The 16,787-nt window shown below is 73.6% G+C and carries 12 protein-coding genes; 7 read left to right on the forward strand and 5 right to left on the reverse strand.

Annotated features, from left to right (window positions below; genetic code table 11):
- Positions 1 to 25 precede the first annotated feature (25 nt).
- The 4 genes from ACQY0Z_RS25700 to ACQY0Z_RS25715 form a co-directional block, all read right to left on the reverse strand.
- Entirely contained in the window at positions 26 to 1,051 is a 1,026-nt protein-coding gene (locus ACQY0Z_RS25700) for an oligopeptide/dipeptide ABC transporter ATP-binding protein (protein WP_439812878.1), read from the reverse strand.
- Positions 1,048 to 3,021: a dipeptide/oligopeptide/nickel ABC transporter permease/ATP-binding protein gene (locus tag ACQY0Z_RS25705; protein ID WP_439812879.1), complete on the reverse strand. Its 1,974-nt coding sequence runs from the start codon at positions 3,019 to 3,021 to the stop codon at positions 1,048 to 1,050. Before ACQY0Z_RS25705 ends, ACQY0Z_RS25700 begins: the two co-directional genes overlap by 4 nt.
- Positions 3,021 to 3,971, reverse strand: a complete 951-nt coding sequence (locus ACQY0Z_RS25710; protein ID WP_189902765.1) for an ABC transporter permease — start codon at positions 3,969 to 3,971, stop codon at positions 3,021 to 3,023. Before ACQY0Z_RS25710 ends, ACQY0Z_RS25705 begins: the two co-directional genes overlap by 1 nt.
- Before the next feature lie 75 nt (positions 3,972 to 4,046).
- Complete coding sequence (locus tag ACQY0Z_RS25715; RefSeq protein WP_439813381.1) at positions 4,047 to 5,600, reverse strand: ABC transporter substrate-binding protein; 1,554 nt, start codon at positions 5,598 to 5,600, stop codon at positions 4,047 to 4,049.
- A gap of 202 nt (positions 5,601 to 5,802) precedes the next feature.
- Between ACQY0Z_RS25715 and ACQY0Z_RS25720 the strand changes: the two genes are divergently transcribed.
- The 6 genes from ACQY0Z_RS25720 to ACQY0Z_RS25745 all read left to right on the forward strand — a co-directional run bounded on the left by ACQY0Z_RS25720 (position 5,803) and on the right by ACQY0Z_RS25745 (position 11,983).
- Positions 5,803 to 6,555, forward strand: coding sequence for a FadR/GntR family transcriptional regulator (locus ACQY0Z_RS25720; protein WP_439812880.1), 753 nt, complete (start codon positions 5,803 to 5,805; stop codon positions 6,553 to 6,555).
- A gap of 212 nt (positions 6,556 to 6,767) precedes the next feature.
- A complete protein-coding gene (locus ACQY0Z_RS25725) occupies positions 6,768 to 7,787 on the forward strand; it encodes an acetylxylan esterase (protein WP_439812881.1) in 1,020 nt (339 codons plus the stop codon).
- 25 nt (positions 7,788 to 7,812) lie between these two features.
- Positions 7,813 to 9,294, forward strand: a complete 1,482-nt coding sequence (locus ACQY0Z_RS25730) for an exo-alpha-sialidase (RefSeq protein ID WP_439812882.1) — start codon at positions 7,813 to 7,815, stop codon at positions 9,292 to 9,294.
- 87 nt (positions 9,295 to 9,381) lie between these two features.
- The gene (locus ACQY0Z_RS25735) at positions 9,382 to 10,341 is read left to right on the forward strand and encodes a dihydrodipicolinate synthase family protein (protein ID WP_189902771.1); all 960 of its coding nucleotides are present in this window, start codon (positions 9,382 to 9,384) and stop codon (positions 10,339 to 10,341) included.
- Positions 10,338 to 11,294, forward strand: a complete 957-nt coding sequence (locus ACQY0Z_RS25740; RefSeq protein ID WP_439812883.1) for an ROK family protein — start codon at positions 10,338 to 10,340, stop codon at positions 11,292 to 11,294. Before ACQY0Z_RS25735 ends, ACQY0Z_RS25740 begins: the two co-directional genes overlap by 4 nt.
- Positions 11,291 to 11,983: an N-acetylmannosamine-6-phosphate 2-epimerase gene (locus ACQY0Z_RS25745; RefSeq protein WP_439812884.1), complete on the forward strand. Its 693-nt coding sequence runs from the start codon at positions 11,291 to 11,293 to the stop codon at positions 11,981 to 11,983. The genes ACQY0Z_RS25740 and ACQY0Z_RS25745 overlap by 4 nt, the downstream gene beginning before the upstream one ends.
- 38 nt (positions 11,984 to 12,021) lie before the next feature.
- Here ACQY0Z_RS25745 and ACQY0Z_RS25750 read toward each other — a convergent pair whose 3' ends face one another.
- Positions 12,022 to 14,274, reverse strand: coding sequence for a beta-N-acetylglucosaminidase domain-containing protein (locus ACQY0Z_RS25750; protein WP_439812885.1), 2,253 nt, complete (start codon positions 14,272 to 14,274; stop codon positions 12,022 to 12,024).
- A 412-nt stretch (positions 14,275 to 14,686) separates the two neighbouring features.
- Here ACQY0Z_RS25750 and ACQY0Z_RS25755 point away from each other — a divergent pair, with 412 nt between their 5' ends.
- Positions 14,687 to 16,516, forward strand: a complete 1,830-nt coding sequence (locus tag ACQY0Z_RS25755; RefSeq protein ID WP_189902777.1) for a gamma-glutamyltransferase family protein — start codon at positions 14,687 to 14,689, stop codon at positions 16,514 to 16,516.
- Positions 16,517 to 16,787 lie beyond the last annotated feature (271 nt).

Genomic DNA, 16,787 nt, shown 5'->3' on the forward strand with positions numbered 1-16,787 from the left:
CCCGGTCCCGGCGGCGCGCGTCCGGTCAGCCGGCCCGGGTGGCCGGGACCGCGGCGTCCTCGGCGGCCGGCTGCGGGTGGACGCAGTGCCAGCGGTGGCCGTCCGGGGCGGTGGAGGCGGGCGGGAACGCGGCGGCGCAGGCGTCGTCCGCCTTCCAGCAGCGGGTGCGGAACGGGCAGCCGGAGGGCGGGTTCGTCGCCGAGGGCACCGGACCGTGCAGCACGATCCGCTCGGGCCGCTCCAGCAGGCTGGGCGTGGCCGACAGCAGGGCCTCGGTGTACGGGTGCCGGGAGTCGCCCGTGACCCGCGCGGCCGCGCCTTCCTCCACCACCCGGCCGAGGTAGAGCACCGCGATCCGGTCGGCCAGGTAGCGCACGGTCTGCACGTCGTGCGAGATGAAGACCATCGCGAGGCCGAGCCGGGCGCGCAGGTCCACCAGGAGGTTGAGGATCTGCGCGCGCACCGATACGTCCAGGGCGCTGGTCGGCTCGTCGGCGACGATCAGCTCCGGCTCCAGCGCCAGAGCGCGGGCGACCGCCACCCGCTGGCGCTGCCCGCCGGACAGTTGGCCGGGCAGCGCGCCCAGGGTGTGTCCGGGCAGGCCCACCAGGTCAAGCAGCTCCTCGACGCGCTCCTCGCGCCAGGCGCGGGTGCCCCGGGCGTGGACGTCCAGCGGGTCGCGCAGGATGCGACGCACGGGAAGGCGCGGGTTCAGGGCCGTCGACGGGTCCTGGAAGACCACGCCGACGCTCGCCCCGAAGCGGGTGCGGCGTTCTGCGGCCGGCATCTCCCACAGGTCCCGGCCCTTGAAGGACACCCGGCCTTCGGTCGGGCGCTGGAGCCCGGTGACCACCCGCGCCAGGGTGGACTTGCCGCAGCCGGACTCGCCGACCAGCCCCAGGATCTCGCCGCGCCGCACCTCCAGGGAGGCGTCGGTCAGGGCGTGCACGGCGTCCCGGCGCAGGATGCCTCCGCTGCGCGCCTTGTGCCGGACGTGGATGCCGTCGAGCCGCACCAGCGGGTCGGTCATGGTTTCCTCGGGGCCGGTCATCGGGCACGCTCCAGCGACTTGGCCGACCGGCGCATGGGCGCCGGGTGGTGGCAGGCGAACAGGTGGTCGGGGGAGTCGCCGCGGTCGGTGGCGGGCGGCGGGGTGGTGGCGCACAGCTCGGTGGCGGCGGTGCAGCGCGAGACGAACCGGCAGCCGGGGCCGAAGGCCTTCGGGGCGGGCACCACACCGCGGATCTGGTGCAGCCGCTCGGCTCCCGCCTCCAGCGAGACGACGGAACCCAGCAGGCCCCGGCTGTAGTGGTGCGCCGGGTCGGTGAGCAGGGCGCGGGTGTCTCCGGCCTCCGCGACCTGCCCGGCGTACATGACGGCGACCCGGTGGGCGAGGTCGCCGACCAGGGCGAGGTCGTGCGAGACCAGCACCATGGCGAAGCCGAGCTCGTCGCGCAGCCGCACCAGCAGCTCGACGACCTGGGCCTGTACGGTCACGTCGAGCGCGGTGGTCGGCTCGTCGGCGATCAGCAGCCGGGGGCTGCGGGAGAGCGCCATCGCGATGAGCACGCGCTGGCGCTGGCCGCCGGAGAGCTCGTGCGGGTAGCTGCGCAGGGTTCGCTCGGGGGACAGGCCGACCAGTTCGAGCAGTTCGGCCGGGGTGCGGGTGCCGCCCCGGGAGGTGAGCCGCTTGAGCTGGGTGCCGATGAGCACCGACGGGTTCAGCGACGACATGGCGTCCTGGTAGACCATGGCGATCTCCGGGCCCATGAGCGCCCGGCGCTCCTTCGGGGTCAGCTTCAGCAGGTCGCGGCCCCGGTAGAGGATCTCGCCCGTCGCCTCGGCGTTGCGCGGCAGCAGTCCCATGACGGCCAGGCTGGTGATCGACTTGCCGCAGCCCGACTCGCCGACCAGTCCCAGCGTCTCGCCCTCGCGGACCGTGAAGGAGATGCCGTCGACGACCGGGATGTCGCCGTAGCGGTCGGGGAAGCGGACGGACAGGTCGCGTACGACGAGCAGGTCGGCGGCGTCCTCGGCCAGCGGCGGCACGGCGGGTTCCGTTGCCTCGATCCGGGTGGCGAGCTCGGTGAGCGCCGCGTCGGCGGCGGTCCGGTCGGCGGCCGGCTCGGCGGCGGCGATCTTCTCGACGGTGTCGCCGCCGTCGGTGCGGGTCCTGTCCGGGGAGGCGGCGGCGTCCGTCATGCCCTCGGACAGGACGTTCAGGGCGAGCACCGTGATCAGCAGGCACAAGCCCGGGAAGAGGGTCGCCCACCAGCCGCCGGAGAGCAGGATCTGCCGGCCGTAGGCCAGTACGCTGCCCCAGCTGGGGTCGGGGTCCTGCACGCCGGCGCCGATGAAGGACAGGCTGGCTTCGAAGATGATCGAGTCGGCCACCATGACGGTCGCGAACACCAGCACCGGCGCAGCGCAGTTGACGGCGACGTGCCGGGCCACGATGTAGTGGCGGCGGGCGCCGATGACCTGCTCCGCGGCGACGTAGTCCTCGCCGTACTGCTCCAGCACGTTGGCCCGGACGACCCGGGCGAGCGAGGGCGAGTACACGAAGGCGATGGTGAAGATGATCACCGGGACGCTGGCTCCGAACACGGCCACCAGCACGGCGGCCAGCGCGATCGGCGGGAACGACATGACGACGTCCAGCGTGCGCATCACCGACTCGTCGGCGAACTTCCGCGAGGTGGCCGCCAGGGCGCCCAGGGACGAGCCGATGGCCAGCGCGAGGAGGGTCGCGCCGAACCCGATGACCAGGGAGTAGCGGGCGCCGTGCACGACACGGGCGAACACGTCGCGGCCGGCCCGGTCGGTGCCGAACCAGTGCTCCGCGCCCGGGGGCTGGGCGGGGACGCCCGTGGCGAGCGGGTCCTGGGTGAGCAGCGGTGCGAAGACGGCGCCCACCACGACGACGAGGAGGACCGCGAGCGCGATCCGGGAGGGCACGGGCAGGCGGCGCAGGCGGGTGCCGGGCCGGAGCCGCTCGGCGAGGGAGCGTGGAGCGAACATCACACCGTCCTGATGCGCGGGTTGACGAGCAGGTAGAGCAGGTCGACGACGACGTTGACCACGAGGAACGCGACGGCGATCGTCAGCACGGTGCCTTGGACCAGCCCCACGTCGCCCCCGTTGACGCCTTCGAGGATCAGCTTGCCCATCCCGGGAAGGTCGAAGATCGCCTCGATGACGACGGCGCCGCTGAGCATGTAGCCCACCTTGACGCCGAGCACGGTCAGCGGGGTGATCAGGGAGTTGCGCAGCACCGACCGGATGATCATGAAGGGCGGCAGGCCGCTGCCGCGGGCGGTGCGCACGTAGTCCCGGTCGAGTTCGGCGACCATCGAGGTGCGGATCAGCCGGGCCAGCGAGGAGGCGACCGGCAGGGCGAGGGCCACGGCGGGCAGGGCGAGGCTCTCCAGCCAGCCGGAGAAGGAGTCGGCCGGGTTGACGTAGCCGCCGGTCGGGAAGACCGGCATGTTCAGCGCGAACTGCTGGATGAGCAGGACACCGATCCAGAACGAGGGCAGGGCGATGCCGATCATCGACAGCACCCGGAAGACCTGGTCGGGCCAGCTGTCGCGGTACACGGCGCTGGTGACGCCGAGGACCAGGGCCAGCACGACGGCCAGCGTGAGGCCGAGCAGCGTCAGCTGGAGGGTGAGCGGGAACGCGTTGGCGATCCGGTCGGCGACCGGCTGGCTGGGGGCCACGGTGACCCCGAGGTCCCCCTGCACCAGATCGCCGAGGAAGGCGAAGTACCGGACCGGCAGCGGGTCGTCGAGACCGTTCTCCTCGGCGAACGCGGCACGCGCCTCGGGACTCGCGCTGTCGCCCAGGGCGTTGTACGCGGGGTCGGCCGGCGAGAACTGCAGGACGACGAAGACCAGCAGGGCGATGCCGAGGATCATCACCGGCATCATCGCGACGCGGCGCAGCGCGAGCCGGAGGAAAGCAACCATCGTGGTTTTCCTAGCGATTGGGGCGGGGGCCGCCGCCCGTCACGGCGCGGCGGCCCGTCGGCCGAGGCGTGCGGGTCAGGCGCGGCCGACGTCGACGAAGGACAGCCCGGTGGTGGGCAGCGGCTTGAACCCGGTCAGCGCGTCCTCACGCCAGGCGGTGGGCAGCTTGCGGTGCAGGATCGGGTACAGGGCGGCCTCGTCGGCGACCGTGTCGGTGACCTGTGCCCACAGGGCCTTGCGCCTGGCCTCGTCCGGCTCCGCCGCGGCCCTGTCCAGCAGCGACTTGACCTTCTTGTAGGCGGGGGCGCCCGTCCAGCCGTAGCGGTTCTCCGGCCAGAAGCCGTAGTAGAACCACCGCAGCAGAAGGTCGGCGTCGTTGCCGAAGACGGACGGGTCGCCCGGCGCGGCCAGGGCCTCGAAGTCACCCTTGTCGATCTTGGCGTACTGCGCGGCGGACTGCTGGATGTCGAGCCTGGCCTCGACGCCGACCGCGGCCCAGCTCTCCTTGATCAGCGGCGCGATGTCCTTGACCCAGCCGTTGTCGGTGAGCAGCAGTGTGAAGGAGAGCTTGCCCACCCCCGCGTCGGCGAGCAGCTTCCTGGCCTTGGCCGGGTCGTGGCCGTACACCGTGGCGGCCTTGCGGTAGTCGGGGTGCGTGGCCGGCACGTAGCCGGTGGCGGCCTCGGCGTTGCCCAGCAGGGCGGTGGAGATGATCTTCTCGGTGTCGAGCGCGTAGTGCAGGGCCTGGCGCACCCGCTTGTCGGCGAAGCGCTTGTCCTTGGTGTTGAACATCAGGAAGAGCAGGCCGAAGGACTGGACGGACTCCACCGTGTCCTTGCCCGTGATGCCCTTGACGTCGATGTAGGGCACGTCCTCGATGGCCTGGACGCGGCCGGACTTGAGCGCGCTGACCCGGGCGGACGGGTCGGAGATCAGGTGCCAGACCATCTTCCTGGCCTTGGCGGGGTGCGGGCCGTTGTACTTGTCGTACGCCTCCATGACGATCTTGTCCTCGCGGACCGCCGACACGAAGCGGTAGGGACCCGAGCCGACCGGCTTGGCGTCGAAGGCCTTGGCGTCGGCGCCGGCGATCTTCTTCGGAACGATCCGCACCACGGATATCCGCGAGGGGAAGAGCGCGAAGGCGTACTTCAGCTTGAACTCGACCGTCGCCGTGTCGACCGCGGTCACCTGGTCGACGAAGGGCACGAACTGCGCCATGAGCGAGGCGTTCTTCGGGTCGAGAACCCGCTCGAAGCTGAACACCACGTCCTCGGCGGTCACCGGCGAGCCGTCGTGGAAGGTGGCACCCTTGCGGAGGGTCGCCCGGTAGGTGGTCGCGTTGATCTTCTTCGGCATCTCGGTGGCCAGCGTCGGACGGGCGACCAGCGTGGCCGGGTCGAGGTCCACCAGGCCCTCGAAGATGTGCATGTTGGCGGCGAACGGGGTCGCGCCGGAGGTGATCATGGGGTCGAAGCCCGTGGAGAGGGGGTAGGACAGGCCCGCCTCGATGGTGTCGGAGCCGCTGCCGGAGCCGTCGGAGCCGTCACCGGTGCTGCTCGGGCCGCCGCACGCGGAGAGGCCCGCCGTGATGGCGGTCGCCGCACCGAGGGCGCCGGTGTATCTCATGAAGGTGCGGCGGTCGACGCCGGTTGCGCTGCGCGGCGTCAAGGAACCCTCCTGGCGGGAGTCAAAGACGGGCGAGGAAGCGGAATGGCTGATTCTGTACGACGGTCCGGCGTGAAAGGTATCTCGCCGGCTGCGTCAGACGTCTGATGTCTGATGCTTGATAGCGTGGGAACGTAGCCGGGCAAGGGAGAGGGGTCAAGAGGTGGCGGTGGGACAAAGGGCGATTCGGGGTGCCGAACCGGAACCCAAGGCGGTGCGGCAGCCGTTGCGCCAGGAGGTCGTGGACGGGATCAAGTCGTACATCTTGCGCAACGAGCTACGCCCCGGCGACCCGCTGCCGACCGAGCCCGCCCTGTGCGAGGCGCTCGGTGCCAGCCGATCCAGCGTGCGCGAGGCGATCAGGATTCTCACCGCGCTCGACATCGTCGAGGTGCGCCACGGGCACGGCACCTACGTAGGCCGGCTGAGTCTGTCCGCGCTGGTGGAGAGCCTGGCGTTCCGCGGGCTGCTCAGCCCGGACGACGACTTCCAGGTGATGAGTGACCTCGTCGAGGTGCGCGAGCTGTTCGAGCGGGGCATGGCCGAGCGGCTCGTGGAGGCGCTCAGCGACGAGCAGATCGACCGGCTGGCCGGGCTGGTCGACGAGATGCGCCGGGCCGGCGCCGGCGAGGGGCACGGCTTCGTCGAGGCCGACCGCGCCTTCCACACCCTCCTTCTCGCCCCGCTCGGCAACGACCTCATCGGCCAGCTGTCCACGGCCTTCTGGGATGTCTACGTCATTGTCGCCCCGCACCTCGACGTCTTCACGCACGAGCACGAGGCGGCCACCATCGCCAACCACCAGCGGATCGTGGATGCCGTCCGCGACCGCGATCCCGCCGAGTTCGCGGCGGCCCTGAGTGAGCACTACGAGCCCGTCCGGCAGCGCATCGCGGAGGCCCGGGCGCGCCGCTGACCAGGCGTTTCCACGGTGGGGGCGGCTCCGGTCCAGGGGGCGCCCCCACCGCCGCGAGACAGGTCGCCCTCCAGTCCCGCGGCGGGAAGGGGAACTTGACGGCCGAGATCCCGGTCTCTAGATTCCCAACACAGCAGACATCAGACGTCTGCTCTTACCTTCTCCCGCAGCGCTGCGCCGCGCGCACGCCTCACCTCACCGGGGCCCCCTCCATGCCACTGACGGACCTCACCCTGGCCGAGTGCCTCGCGCTCCGCCCCGACCTCGACGAACCGGCCGACCTCGACGCGTTCTGGGACCGGACCCTGCGCACGGCCCGCGCGGCCGGCGGAACCCCGAGCTTCGTACGCGAGGACACGGGCCTCACCCAGGTGACCACCTACGACGTGACCGTGCCCGGCTTCGCGGGCGAACCCGTACGGGGCTGGCTGCACCTGCCCGCCGGGGCCGAGGGCCCGCTCGGCTGCGTCGTGGAGTTCCTCGGCTACGGACGCGGCCGCGGACTGCCGCACGAGCAGCTGATCTGGGCGAACGCCGGCTACGCCCACTTCATCATGGACACCCGCGGCCAGGGCTGGTCCACCGCGGGCGGCGACACCCCCGACACCGTGTCCCTCAACGGTGACGTCCCCGGCTTCCTGACCAGGGGCGTGGACAGCCCGGAGAACCACTACTACCGTCGCGTCCACACCGACGCCGTGCGCTTCACCGAGGCCGCCCGTGCCCACCCGGCCGTCGACCCGGACCGGGTCGTCGTCACCGGACACAGCCAGGGCGGCGGCATCGCGCTCGCCGTCGCCGGACTCCTCCCCGGCCTCGCGGGCGTCATGCCCGACACCCCGTTCCTGTGCGACATCCGCCGCGGGGCACTCATCGCCGGCGCGCCGCCCTACACCGAGATCGCGGAGTACCTCAGCCTGCACCGCGACCGTGTCGAGACGGTGTTCACCACGCTGTCCTACGTCGACGCGGCCCTGCTGGCCGCCCGCGCCACCGCCCCGGCCCTGTTCTCCATCGCGATGATGGACGCCGTCTGCCCGCCCTCCACCTGCTTCGCCGCCTACCACCTCTACGGCGGCGCCAAGGACCTGCGGGTCTACGAGTTCAACGGGCACGAGGGCGGCGCCGGACACCACCGGCGCGCACAACTCGCCTGGGTACGGGCGCTGTTCTCCACTTCCCGGCCCGCCGACCCCGGCGTCTCCACCCTGCACGATCCCCAGCTCGCCTGACCCCTCACCGAGAAGAGGCACGTTCATGCAGCGTAGAGCCACCCTCGCCGTCACCACCGCGAGCGCCGCCCTGGCCCTCCTGGCCGGCGGCACCCCCGCCGCCCACCCGGCCACGCAGGCCGCCCCCGCCCCGGGCACGCTCGTCTCGCAGGACATCGCCACCGCCGGCACCGGTTCGCCGTACTACCGCATCCCCGCCCTGACCCGCACCACGAAGGGCACCCTGCTCGCCGCCTACGACGCCCGCCCCACCCTCGGTGACCTGCCCGGCAACCTCGGCGTGGTACTGCGCCGGAGCACCGACGGCGGCGCCACCTGGCAGGCCCAGCAGGTCGTCCGCAAGGAGGCCGCGCCCAAGGGCTTCGGCGACCCCAGCCTCCTCGTCGACCGCGAGACCGGCCGCGTCTTCGTCTTCTACGCCGCCTCCGTCAACCAGGGCTTCTTCGGCTCGGCCACCGGCAACGACGAGAGCGACCCGAACGTCCTCCAGGCCGACTACAGCTACTCCGACGACGACGGCCTGACCTGGACGCACGAGCGGATCACCGCCGAGATCAAGAACCCGGCCTGGGCGGGCATGTTCGCCGCCTCCGGCGAGGGCATCCAGGTGCGCAACGGCACCTACAAGGGCCGCCTGATCCAGCAGTACGCCATCCGCAACAACGGCGCCAACTACGCGGTCAGCGCCTACAGCGACGACCACGGCGCCACCTGGCGGATGGGCACGCCCGTCGGACCCGGCGGCGACGAGAACAAGACCGTCGAACTGTCCGACGGCCGCATCATGCTCAACAACCGCTCCGCCCCCTACCGCACGGTCGCCTACTCCTCCGACGGCGGCGTCACCTACACGCCGTTCCAGCAGGACAAGGAGCTGCCCGACCCCGCCAACAACGGCTCCGTCGCCCGCTTCGCACCCGACGTGCCGGCCACCCATCCCCGGGCCCAGTGGCTGATGTTCAGCAACACGGCGACCACCAGCAGCCGCAGCAACCTCACCGTCCGCCTGTCCTGCGACAACGGGCAGAACTGGCCGGTCCGCAAGACGGTGGAGTCCGGCGCCGCCGCCTACTCCACCCTCACCCCGCTCGGCAGCGGCACGGCGGGCAACGACCGGGTGGGCCTGCTCTGGGAACGCGCCAACTACCAGCACATCACCTACTCCTCCTTCGACGTGCAGTGGCTCGGCGGCGTGTGCGCGCCCGTCACCGTCACCCCGCCCGCGTCCCTGCCCGCCGGGAGGACCACCGAGGTGACCGTCCGCGTCGTCAGCCAGAACGACAGGGACCTGCCCCCCGGCTCGGTCTCGCTGACCCTGCCGTCCGGCTGGAGCGCCCCCACGGTCACCGTGCCCGCGCTCAAGCCCGGCCAGGGCGCCAACATGAAGATCCCCGTCACCGTCCCGGCGAACGCCACCGCGGGCGCCGCGCCGACGACCGCGGCCTACCTCGTCCGCGGCAGCCAGCGGTCCTACGGTGACGGCACCCTCACCGTGACCACGTCCTGACCCCGGCGCCCCCGGCCCGCCCGCACGCCAGGCGGCGGGCGGCCCGGGGGCTCCCGTACCACCATCCGCACAGCCCAGGAGACACCCATGTCCTCGTCCCAGCCCCTCCGCGGCGTCGTACCGCCCGTCTGCACCCCCCTGGATGCGTCGGGTGAGGTCGACACCGCCTCGCTCACCCGGCACGTGGAGCACCTCGTCAGCGGGGGAGTGCACGGACTGTTCGCCCTGGGCTCCAGCAGCGAGGTCGCCTTCCTCACCGACCGGCAGCGGGAGACGGTCCTGCGCACGGTCGTCGAGGCCGTCGCCGGCCGGGTCCCCGTGCTGGCCGGCGTCATCGACATGACCACCCCCCGCGTCCTCGTCCACGCGGAGGCAGCCCGCGAGGCCGGCGCCGACGCCCTGGTCGCGACCGCGCCCTTCTACGCCCGCACCCACCCCGTGGAGATCGCGCACCACTTCCGCGCCCTGCGCGCCCGCGTCGACCTGCCCCTGTACGCCTACGACCTCCCGGTCTCCGTGCACAGCAAGCTCTCCGTCGCCCTGGTCCGCGAACTCGCCGAGGACGGCACGCTGGCCGGCCTGAAGGACAGCAGCGGCGACGAGGGCGGACTGCGCCGGCTGATCGTCGCCCTCGGCGGGCGTCTCGGCCGCGCCACCGGCCCCGCGCCCGGCTTCAGCATCCTCACCGGCTCCGAACTCACCGTCGACGCCGCCCTGCTGGCGGGTGCCGACGGCGTCGTCCCGGGCCTCGGCAACGTCGACCCCGCCGGGTACGTGCGCCTTTACGACGCCGTGCGCGCCGGGGACCTCGGCAGCGCCGTCGAGGAACAGGAGCGGCTCGTCGAACTGTTCGGCATGGTCGACGCGGGGCCGGAGAGCGAGATGGGCCGCAACTCCTCGGCCATCGGCGCCTTCAAGCACGCCCTGCGTCTGCTCGGGGTGTTCGCCGAGGGCACCACCGCCGCCCCGCAGGTCCAGCTGGGCGACGCGTCGGTCTCCCTGGTCGAGGAGCGGCTGCGCGGCGCCGGCCTGCTGCCGGTCCGATGACGGCACATCGGCCGCACGACGCCCCGGTGATCGGCCTCGACCTGGGGGGCACGAAGATCGCCGCCGCCCTGGTCGCCCCCGACGGGACCGTCCTGGCCCGCCACTCCCTGCCCACCCCCGCGACCGAGGGGGCCGAGGCGGTCCTCGACGCGCTCGCGGTGGCCGCCCGCGCGGTCCGCTCGTCCGACGCCACGGCGGTCGGGGTCGCCGCCGCCGGAGTCATCGACCCGGTCACCGGGACCGTCACCAGCGCCACCGACACCCTCCGCGGCTGGGCCGGCACCGCCCTGGCGACCGGACTCGCCGCCCGCACCGGCCTCCCCGTCGCCTGCGACAACGACGTGCGCGCGGCGGCGACGGAACTGGCCGGACCCGCAGGACAGCGGGCGTCCGTGCTGCTCTATGCCGCCGTCGGCACCGGCGTGGGCGGCGCCGTCGCCGTGGACGGGCGCGTGCTGCACGGGGCGGCCGGGGTCGCCGGGCACCTCGGGCATCTGCCGAGCCCCGAGGCCGAGGGACTGCCCTGCACCTGCGGCGCCTCCGGCCACCTCGAGGCGATCGCCGCGGGCCCCGGCATCACCGCCCACTACACGCGGATGAGCGGAGCCCCGGCAGACCGCCTGGAGACCGTCGCCGCCCGCGCGGCCCAGGCCGAGCCGCACGCCACCGCCGCCGTCGTCCTCGGCGCCCGCGCCGCCGGACGCGCCCTGGGCGGTCTCGCCAACGCGCTCGGCGCCGACCGCGTGGTCCTCGCCGGCGGCGTGCCCCGCATCGGCGCCCTGTACCTGGACGCCCTGCACGCGGCCTTCGCCGCCGAACTCATGCCGCCCCTGCGGTCGTTGCGTCCCGTGTCACCGCGCGGCGGACCCGACACCGCGGTCCTCGGCGCGGCCGCGCTCACCTCGACCCTGCCCCTGCACCACCCCGACCGCACCACCGGAGCACGCCGATGACCCTGCCCCTCGCCGACGCCCTCAAGGGCCGCCTGATCGTCTCCTGCCAGGCCCCGCCCGGCGACCCCATGCGGCACACCGACACGGTCGTCCGCATGACGCTCTCCGCCCGGGCCGGCGGCGCGGCGGCCGTACGCGTCAACGACCCGGAGGTCGTCGCCGCCGCCGTCGCGGCCGTGGACCTCCCGGTGATCGGGCTGTGGAAGGACGGCGACAGCGGCGTGTTCATCACCCCGACCGTGCGGCACGCGCTGGCCCTCGTGGACGCCGGGGCCGCAGTCGTCGCCGCCGACGCCACCGCCCGGCCCCGCCCCGACGGGAGCACGTTCGCCGACCTCGTGGAGGCCGTGCACGAGGCGGGCGCCCTGGTCATGGCCGACGTGTCCACCTTCGACGAGGGCCGTGAGGCGGCCGAGCAGGGCGCCGACCTCGTGGGCACGACCCTCTCCGGCTATGTGCCCGGCTCGCCCGTCCAGTCCGCGCCGGACCTCGCCCTGGTCGCGGACCTGGCCGCCGCGCTCACCGTCCCGGTGATCGCCGAGGGCCGGGTCGCGACGCCGGCACAGGCCGCCGAGGCGCTGGCGGCGGGTGCGCACAGCGTCGTCGTGGGAACCGCCATCACCGCGCCGACCGCCCTGACGGCGGCGTTCGTGGCCGGCCTCGACGGCCGGGGGGACACGGTGGGGTGAGGAGGCCGCCGCCCAGGACGGCAGCCTCCCTCACTCCATCAGGAGCTGGGCGTCCCGTAGACGCCCAGCTCGTACAGCGAGTAGCCCCACGTCGTCCTGCGCTCCACGCCCTGCATCCGGACGTACCGCACGGCCTCGTCGCCGGGGAGCCGGACGACGTCGGTGCCGCAGGACTCCGGGCGCTGCGTGGACACCGTCCGCCAGGTCGCCCCGTCCGCGGACGTCCGCACGGCGTACTCCGTCGCGCAGGCGCTCTCCCAGGCCAGGGTCACCGCGGCGAGCTTCGTCGGTTCGGCCAGTTCGACCTGCACCCAGGCGTCGTCCGCGTACCCGGATGCCCAACGGGTGTCCGGCCGACCGTCGTTGACGTGCCGGGCGGCCAGGCGGTCGAGGTCCTGCTCCACGCTGGACGCGGACGCCGTCCCGTCGGGAGCGAGGTTCCGCGCGCCGCCCGTCGAGTCCCAGAGCCGCAGCCGCAGTTCGGCCTGGGTGAGGAACGCGTCGAGCACGCCGTCGCCGACCTTGGGCTGCACCGCGCCCCACGCGTTGCGCGGCGGGTCGATCCGCACGGCACGGGCCCGCTCCTGCAGTTCCAAGGACTCGGCCAGCAGCCGGTCGGAGGTCTCCCGGTCCCCGGTCTGCCGCGCCGCGAGCGCGTCGGTCATCCGGACCGCCGCCCGGCCCCACAGCTCGGTGGCGTCCAGCCAGGGCGCCGCATCGACGGTGAAGCCCTCCTGCACGGAGCCGGAGCGGATGACGGCCGGCGCGCGTTCGATCGCGGCCGCGTACGGGCGCAGTGCCCGGACGGCGCCGGGACGGTCCCCGTCGTTCCACGCCGTCCAGAACGCCTCGACGCGACGCGCGAGTTCGGGAGCCTGCGGCTGCCACGGGGTGGCGCCGAAGGTCGGCGCCAGGTGCTGCAGGTCGGCGAAGACGAGCAGGGCCTCGGTGGCCCCGCGGTCGCCGCCGGCCAGGTACGCCAGGGCCTGACGCCAGTTCCGGCCGGCGTCGTACCCGCGGTCGTTCCAGGCGAAGTCCGCGGTGCCGAAGACGGCGACCTTGCTGGCGTAGGGCTGGTTCATGGGGTTGGCGACGACACCGGAGAGGTGGTCGGAGAGGCCCGCCTCGCGCTTGTCGTAGGGCGCGAGCAGCAGACGCCCGCCGGTGTTGCCGTAGTCGTTGACCGGGTAGTTGTCCCAGACGAACACCTTACGGCCGAAGACCTTCGCCGCTTGCCCGGCGTCCGCGTTGGTGATCCCGTCGGGCACGACGCCCACCCCGGTCCACATCACCTCGACCTCGGGGTCCAGGGCCTCCCGCAGGGCCCGTTTGTAGGCCGACTCCGTGTGGTTGTAGTACTCGGTCGGCACCATCTGGAGCGGCCACGTGCCGTCATGGGTGGCCACGAAGTCGCGCTGCACGTCGTTCAGCAGGTCCGCCTGCGCCTTCCCGGCGGCCCCGGTGCCGGGTTCGCCGTACGCGGCCCGGTCGGCCTCGCAGTTCCAGCGGGTGTGGTCGATGTCGTCGAGGGGGACGGAGAACGCGCGCGTGCCCAGGTCGTACAGCGCCTGGAGCTTGGCCTTGAGAGCCTCGCGGTCGGCCGGGTCGGAGTAGCAGATCGACTGGCCGGGGGAGACCGCGAAGGTGAAGCGCACATGGTTCGCCGTGGCCCGGTCCACCAGCTCGCCCAGCTCCGTCAGCTTCTCCGCCGGGTAGGGCTCGCGCCACTTGTCGCGATGGTAGGGGTCGTCCTTCGGCGCGTAGACATAGGTGTTGGCCTTGACGTCGCCGTAGAAGTCCATCTGGTCGAGGCGCTCGGCGTGGGTCCAGGGCTGCCCGTAGAAGCCCTCGATCGTGCCGCGCAACGGCATCGACGGGTGGTCACCTGCCTGGGCGCCGGTCACCTTCCACCCGCCGTCCGCGGAGCGGACGAAGAGCTGACGCAGCGTCTGCACGGCGAAGAACTGGCCGGCCCCGTCCGTGCCGCCCAGGGCGACCTGCGCGCCCCGCCCGGCCCGTGCGACCCGCAGGGCGTAGCCCTCCGCGTGCTCGGGTACGGCCGTGTCACCGAGTCCCTCCGCGATGTCGGGGCGGGCCGCCGGGCCGAGCCGCACGGTCAGCAGGCCGGCCGCGGCGCGGGGGACGTTCCCGGGCGTGACGACGTCGACCCGGTCGGCGCCGTGCCGCTTCAGCTCCGCGACGAGACGGGTGCGCGCCGGGACGTCGGTGTCCGCGTCCGCCACGACGATCACCCTGCCCGTGACGGGCAGGTCGTCACCGGTGCGGGACATCGACTGCGGGGTGGGGGTGACAGGCGGCAGCGGGGCGGCCGCGCGCGGACCCGCCTCCGTGGCTCCGGCCGGGGGCGCCCCCGGCCGCCGGGGTGCTTGCGAGCGCGAAGCACGCTCCGAGCACGGTCAGGGTTGTCGTGCGTCTTCCCACGAGACCTCCAGCATTGGTACGGACCGGGAAATCGGCTTGTGCGCGAGGATGTCGCCGCCCCTCGACGGTAGGACGTAAGACGTATGGGGTCTAGACCTCTTCGCCGTCCGGCTTCACTCCGGCCAACGGGGCACCCCGTACGGCCACGGGGGTGGCGTCCCCCGGCAGCACGCGCTTACCCTGCGTGCGGCAAGGGCCGAGGCCACCGGCCCGCAGTGGGTGGTGCGCAGGGCCGGACGACGCGAACACCTGGGGCAGGGGATGCAGTTCACCACCCGACCGACCCTCCAGGGCACCTTCGGCATGGTGTCCTCCACCCACTGGCTGGCCTCACAGAGCGCCATGGCCGTCCTCGAGGACGGCGGCAACGCCTACGACGCGGCCGTCGCCGGCGCCTTCGTGCTGCACGTCGTCGAGCCCCACCTCAACGGCCCGGCGGGCGAGGTGCCGATGATCCTCGCCCCGGCCGGCGGGGACGTACGCGTGCTGTGCGGGCAGGGCGTCGCCCCGGCGGGCGCGACCGTCGCCCACTACAAGGGGCTCGGCCTCGACCTCGTCCCCGGCACCGGCCCCCTCGCCGCCGCCGTGCCCGGCGCCTTCGACGCCTGGATGCTCCTGCTGCGCGACCACGGCACCAAGTCCCTCGCGGACGTGCTGAAGTACGCCATCGGCTACGCCGAGGACGGCCACCCGCCCGTGGAGCGGGTCGGCGAGACCGTGGAAACCGTGCGCGAACTGTTCGAGACGGAGTGGACCAGCTCCGCCGAGGTCTACCTGCCCGGCGGACGCCCGCCGCGCCCCGGCGAGCTGTTCCGCAACCCCGCCCTCGCCGCCACCTGGAAGCGGCTCCTCGCCGAGGTCGCCGGCGCCGGCGACCGGGAGGCGCAGATCGAGGCCGCCCGCGACGTGTGGCGCACCGGCTTCGTCGCCGAGGCCCTCGTCCGGCAGGCCGCCCGCCCCACCCTGGACACCAGCGGGAACCACCACACCGGCACCCTCACCGCCGAGGACCTCGCCGCCTGGTCCGCCACCTACGAGGACCCGGTCACGTACGACTTCGACGGCTGGACCGTGTGCAAGGCCGGACCGTGGAGCCAGGGCCCGGCGCTCCTCCAGCAACTCGCGCTGCTCCCCGACGAGTTGCCGCCCTACGGCTCGGGCGCGTATCTGCACCTGCTCATCGAGAACTGCAAGCTCGCCATGGCCGACCGCGAGGCCTGGTACGGCGACGCCGCCGAGGTGCCGCTCGACGACCTGCTGTCCGCCGCGTACAACGCCGAACGGCGCACCCTGGTCGGCCCGCGCGCCTCCCACGAGCTGCGCCCCGGCAGCCCCGGCGGCCGCGCCCCCCGGCTCGCCGCCCACGCGCGCGTCGTCGCCGCAGACGAGCCCGGCTTCAGCCCCATGGGCGTCGGCGAGCCGACCGTCGCCAAGAGCCCCACCTCGCCCGTGCCCGGCGAACCGGACGTCTCCGCCGACGGCGCCACCCGCGGCGACACCTGCCACCTCGACATCGTCGACCGCTGGGGCAACATGATCTCCGCCACGCCCAGCGGCGGCTGGCTCCAGTCCAACCCCGTCGTCCCCGAACTGGGCTTCCCGCTCGGCACCCGGCTCCAGATGACCTGGCTGGATGAGGGCCTGCCCAACAGCCTCACCCCGGGCCGCCGCCCCCGCACCACGCTCACCCCGTCCCTCGCCCTGCGCGACGGCGTGCCCGTCATGGCGTTCGGCACGCCCGGCGGCGACCAGCAGGACCAGTGGCAGCTGCACTTCTTCCTCGCCGTCGCCCTGCGCGCGAAGGTGCGCGGCGGGCTCGACCTCCAGGGCGCCATCGACGCCCCGAACTGGCACAACGACAGCTTCCCCGGCTCGTTCTATCCGCGCGGCATGCGGCCCGGCAGCGTCACCGTCGAGTCCCGCACCGATCCGGAGGTCGTCGAGGAACTGCGCCGCCGCGGCCACGACGTCACCGTCGGCGACGCCTGGTCCGAGGGCCGCCTCTGCGCGGTCACCCGCGACCCGGCCACCGGCGTCCTCTCGGCGGCAGCCAACCCGCGGGGGCAGCAGGGGTACGCGGTGGGGCGCTGAGGGGCGCGGGCGGCCTGCCGACCGGGTGTGCGGTGGGGCGTCGGCCGGGTGCGCGGTGCCTGGCGGCCGGGGCGCGGTGGCCTGGCGGCCGGGTGCGCGGTGGGGCGCTGGGCGGAGACGCGTGGGCTGCTTACGGGAGTACGCGGGCCGCAGGCCGGGTGCGGGCGGTCCCGCAGGCCAGGTGGGGGCGGTCCGTCGGCCGGGTGCGGTCGGCCGCTGGGCGGATACGCGGCGGGCTGCTCGCGGGAGTACGCGGGCCGCAGGCCGGGTG

Origin of the sequence: Streptomyces sp. P9-2 (genome assembly GCF_051903975.1) — a bacterium.
Lineage (GTDB): Bacteria > Actinomycetota > Actinomycetes > Streptomycetales > Streptomycetaceae > Streptomyces > Streptomyces cellulosae.

What these genes read in the sequence shown, in the direction of transcription:
- ACQY0Z_RS25740 (WP_439812883.1), top strand. Translation starts at nt 10,338, where the DNA reads ATGACGGCACATCGGCCGCACGACGCCCCGGTGATCGGCCTCGACCTG.
- ACQY0Z_RS25745 (WP_439812884.1), top strand. Translation starts at nt 11,291, where the DNA reads ATGACCCTGCCCCTCGCCGACGCCCTCAAGGGCCGCCTGATCGTCTCC.
- ACQY0Z_RS25735 (WP_189902771.1), top strand. Translation starts at nt 9,382, where the DNA reads ATGTCCTCGTCCCAGCCCCTCCGCGGCGTCGTACCGCCCGTCTGCACC.
- ACQY0Z_RS25755 (WP_189902777.1), top strand. Translation starts at nt 14,687, where the DNA reads ATGCAGTTCACCACCCGACCGACCCTCCAGGGCACCTTCGGCATGGTG.
- ACQY0Z_RS25725 (WP_439812881.1), top strand. Translation starts at nt 6,768, where the DNA reads ATGCCACTGACGGACCTCACCCTGGCCGAGTGCCTCGCGCTCCGCCCC.
- ACQY0Z_RS25700 (WP_439812878.1), bottom strand. Translation starts at nt 1,051, where the DNA reads ATGACCGGCCCCGAGGAAACCATGACCGACCCGCTGGTGCGGCTCGAC.
- ACQY0Z_RS25705 (WP_439812879.1), bottom strand. Translation starts at nt 3,021, where the DNA reads ATGTTCGCTCCACGCTCCCTCGCCGAGCGGCTCCGGCCCGGCACCCGC.
- ACQY0Z_RS25750 (WP_439812885.1), bottom strand. Translation starts at nt 14,274, where the DNA reads ATGTCCCGCACCGGTGACGACCTGCCCGTCACGGGCAGGGTGATCGTC.
- ACQY0Z_RS25715 (WP_439813381.1), bottom strand. Translation starts at nt 5,600, where the DNA reads ATGAGATACACCGGCGCCCTCGGTGCGGCGACCGCCATCACGGCGGGC.
- ACQY0Z_RS25730 (WP_439812882.1), top strand. Translation starts at nt 7,813, where the DNA reads ATGCAGCGTAGAGCCACCCTCGCCGTCACCACCGCGAGCGCCGCCCTG.
- ACQY0Z_RS25710 (WP_189902765.1), bottom strand. Translation starts at nt 3,971, where the DNA reads ATGGTTGCTTTCCTCCGGCTCGCGCTGCGCCGCGTCGCGATGATGCCG.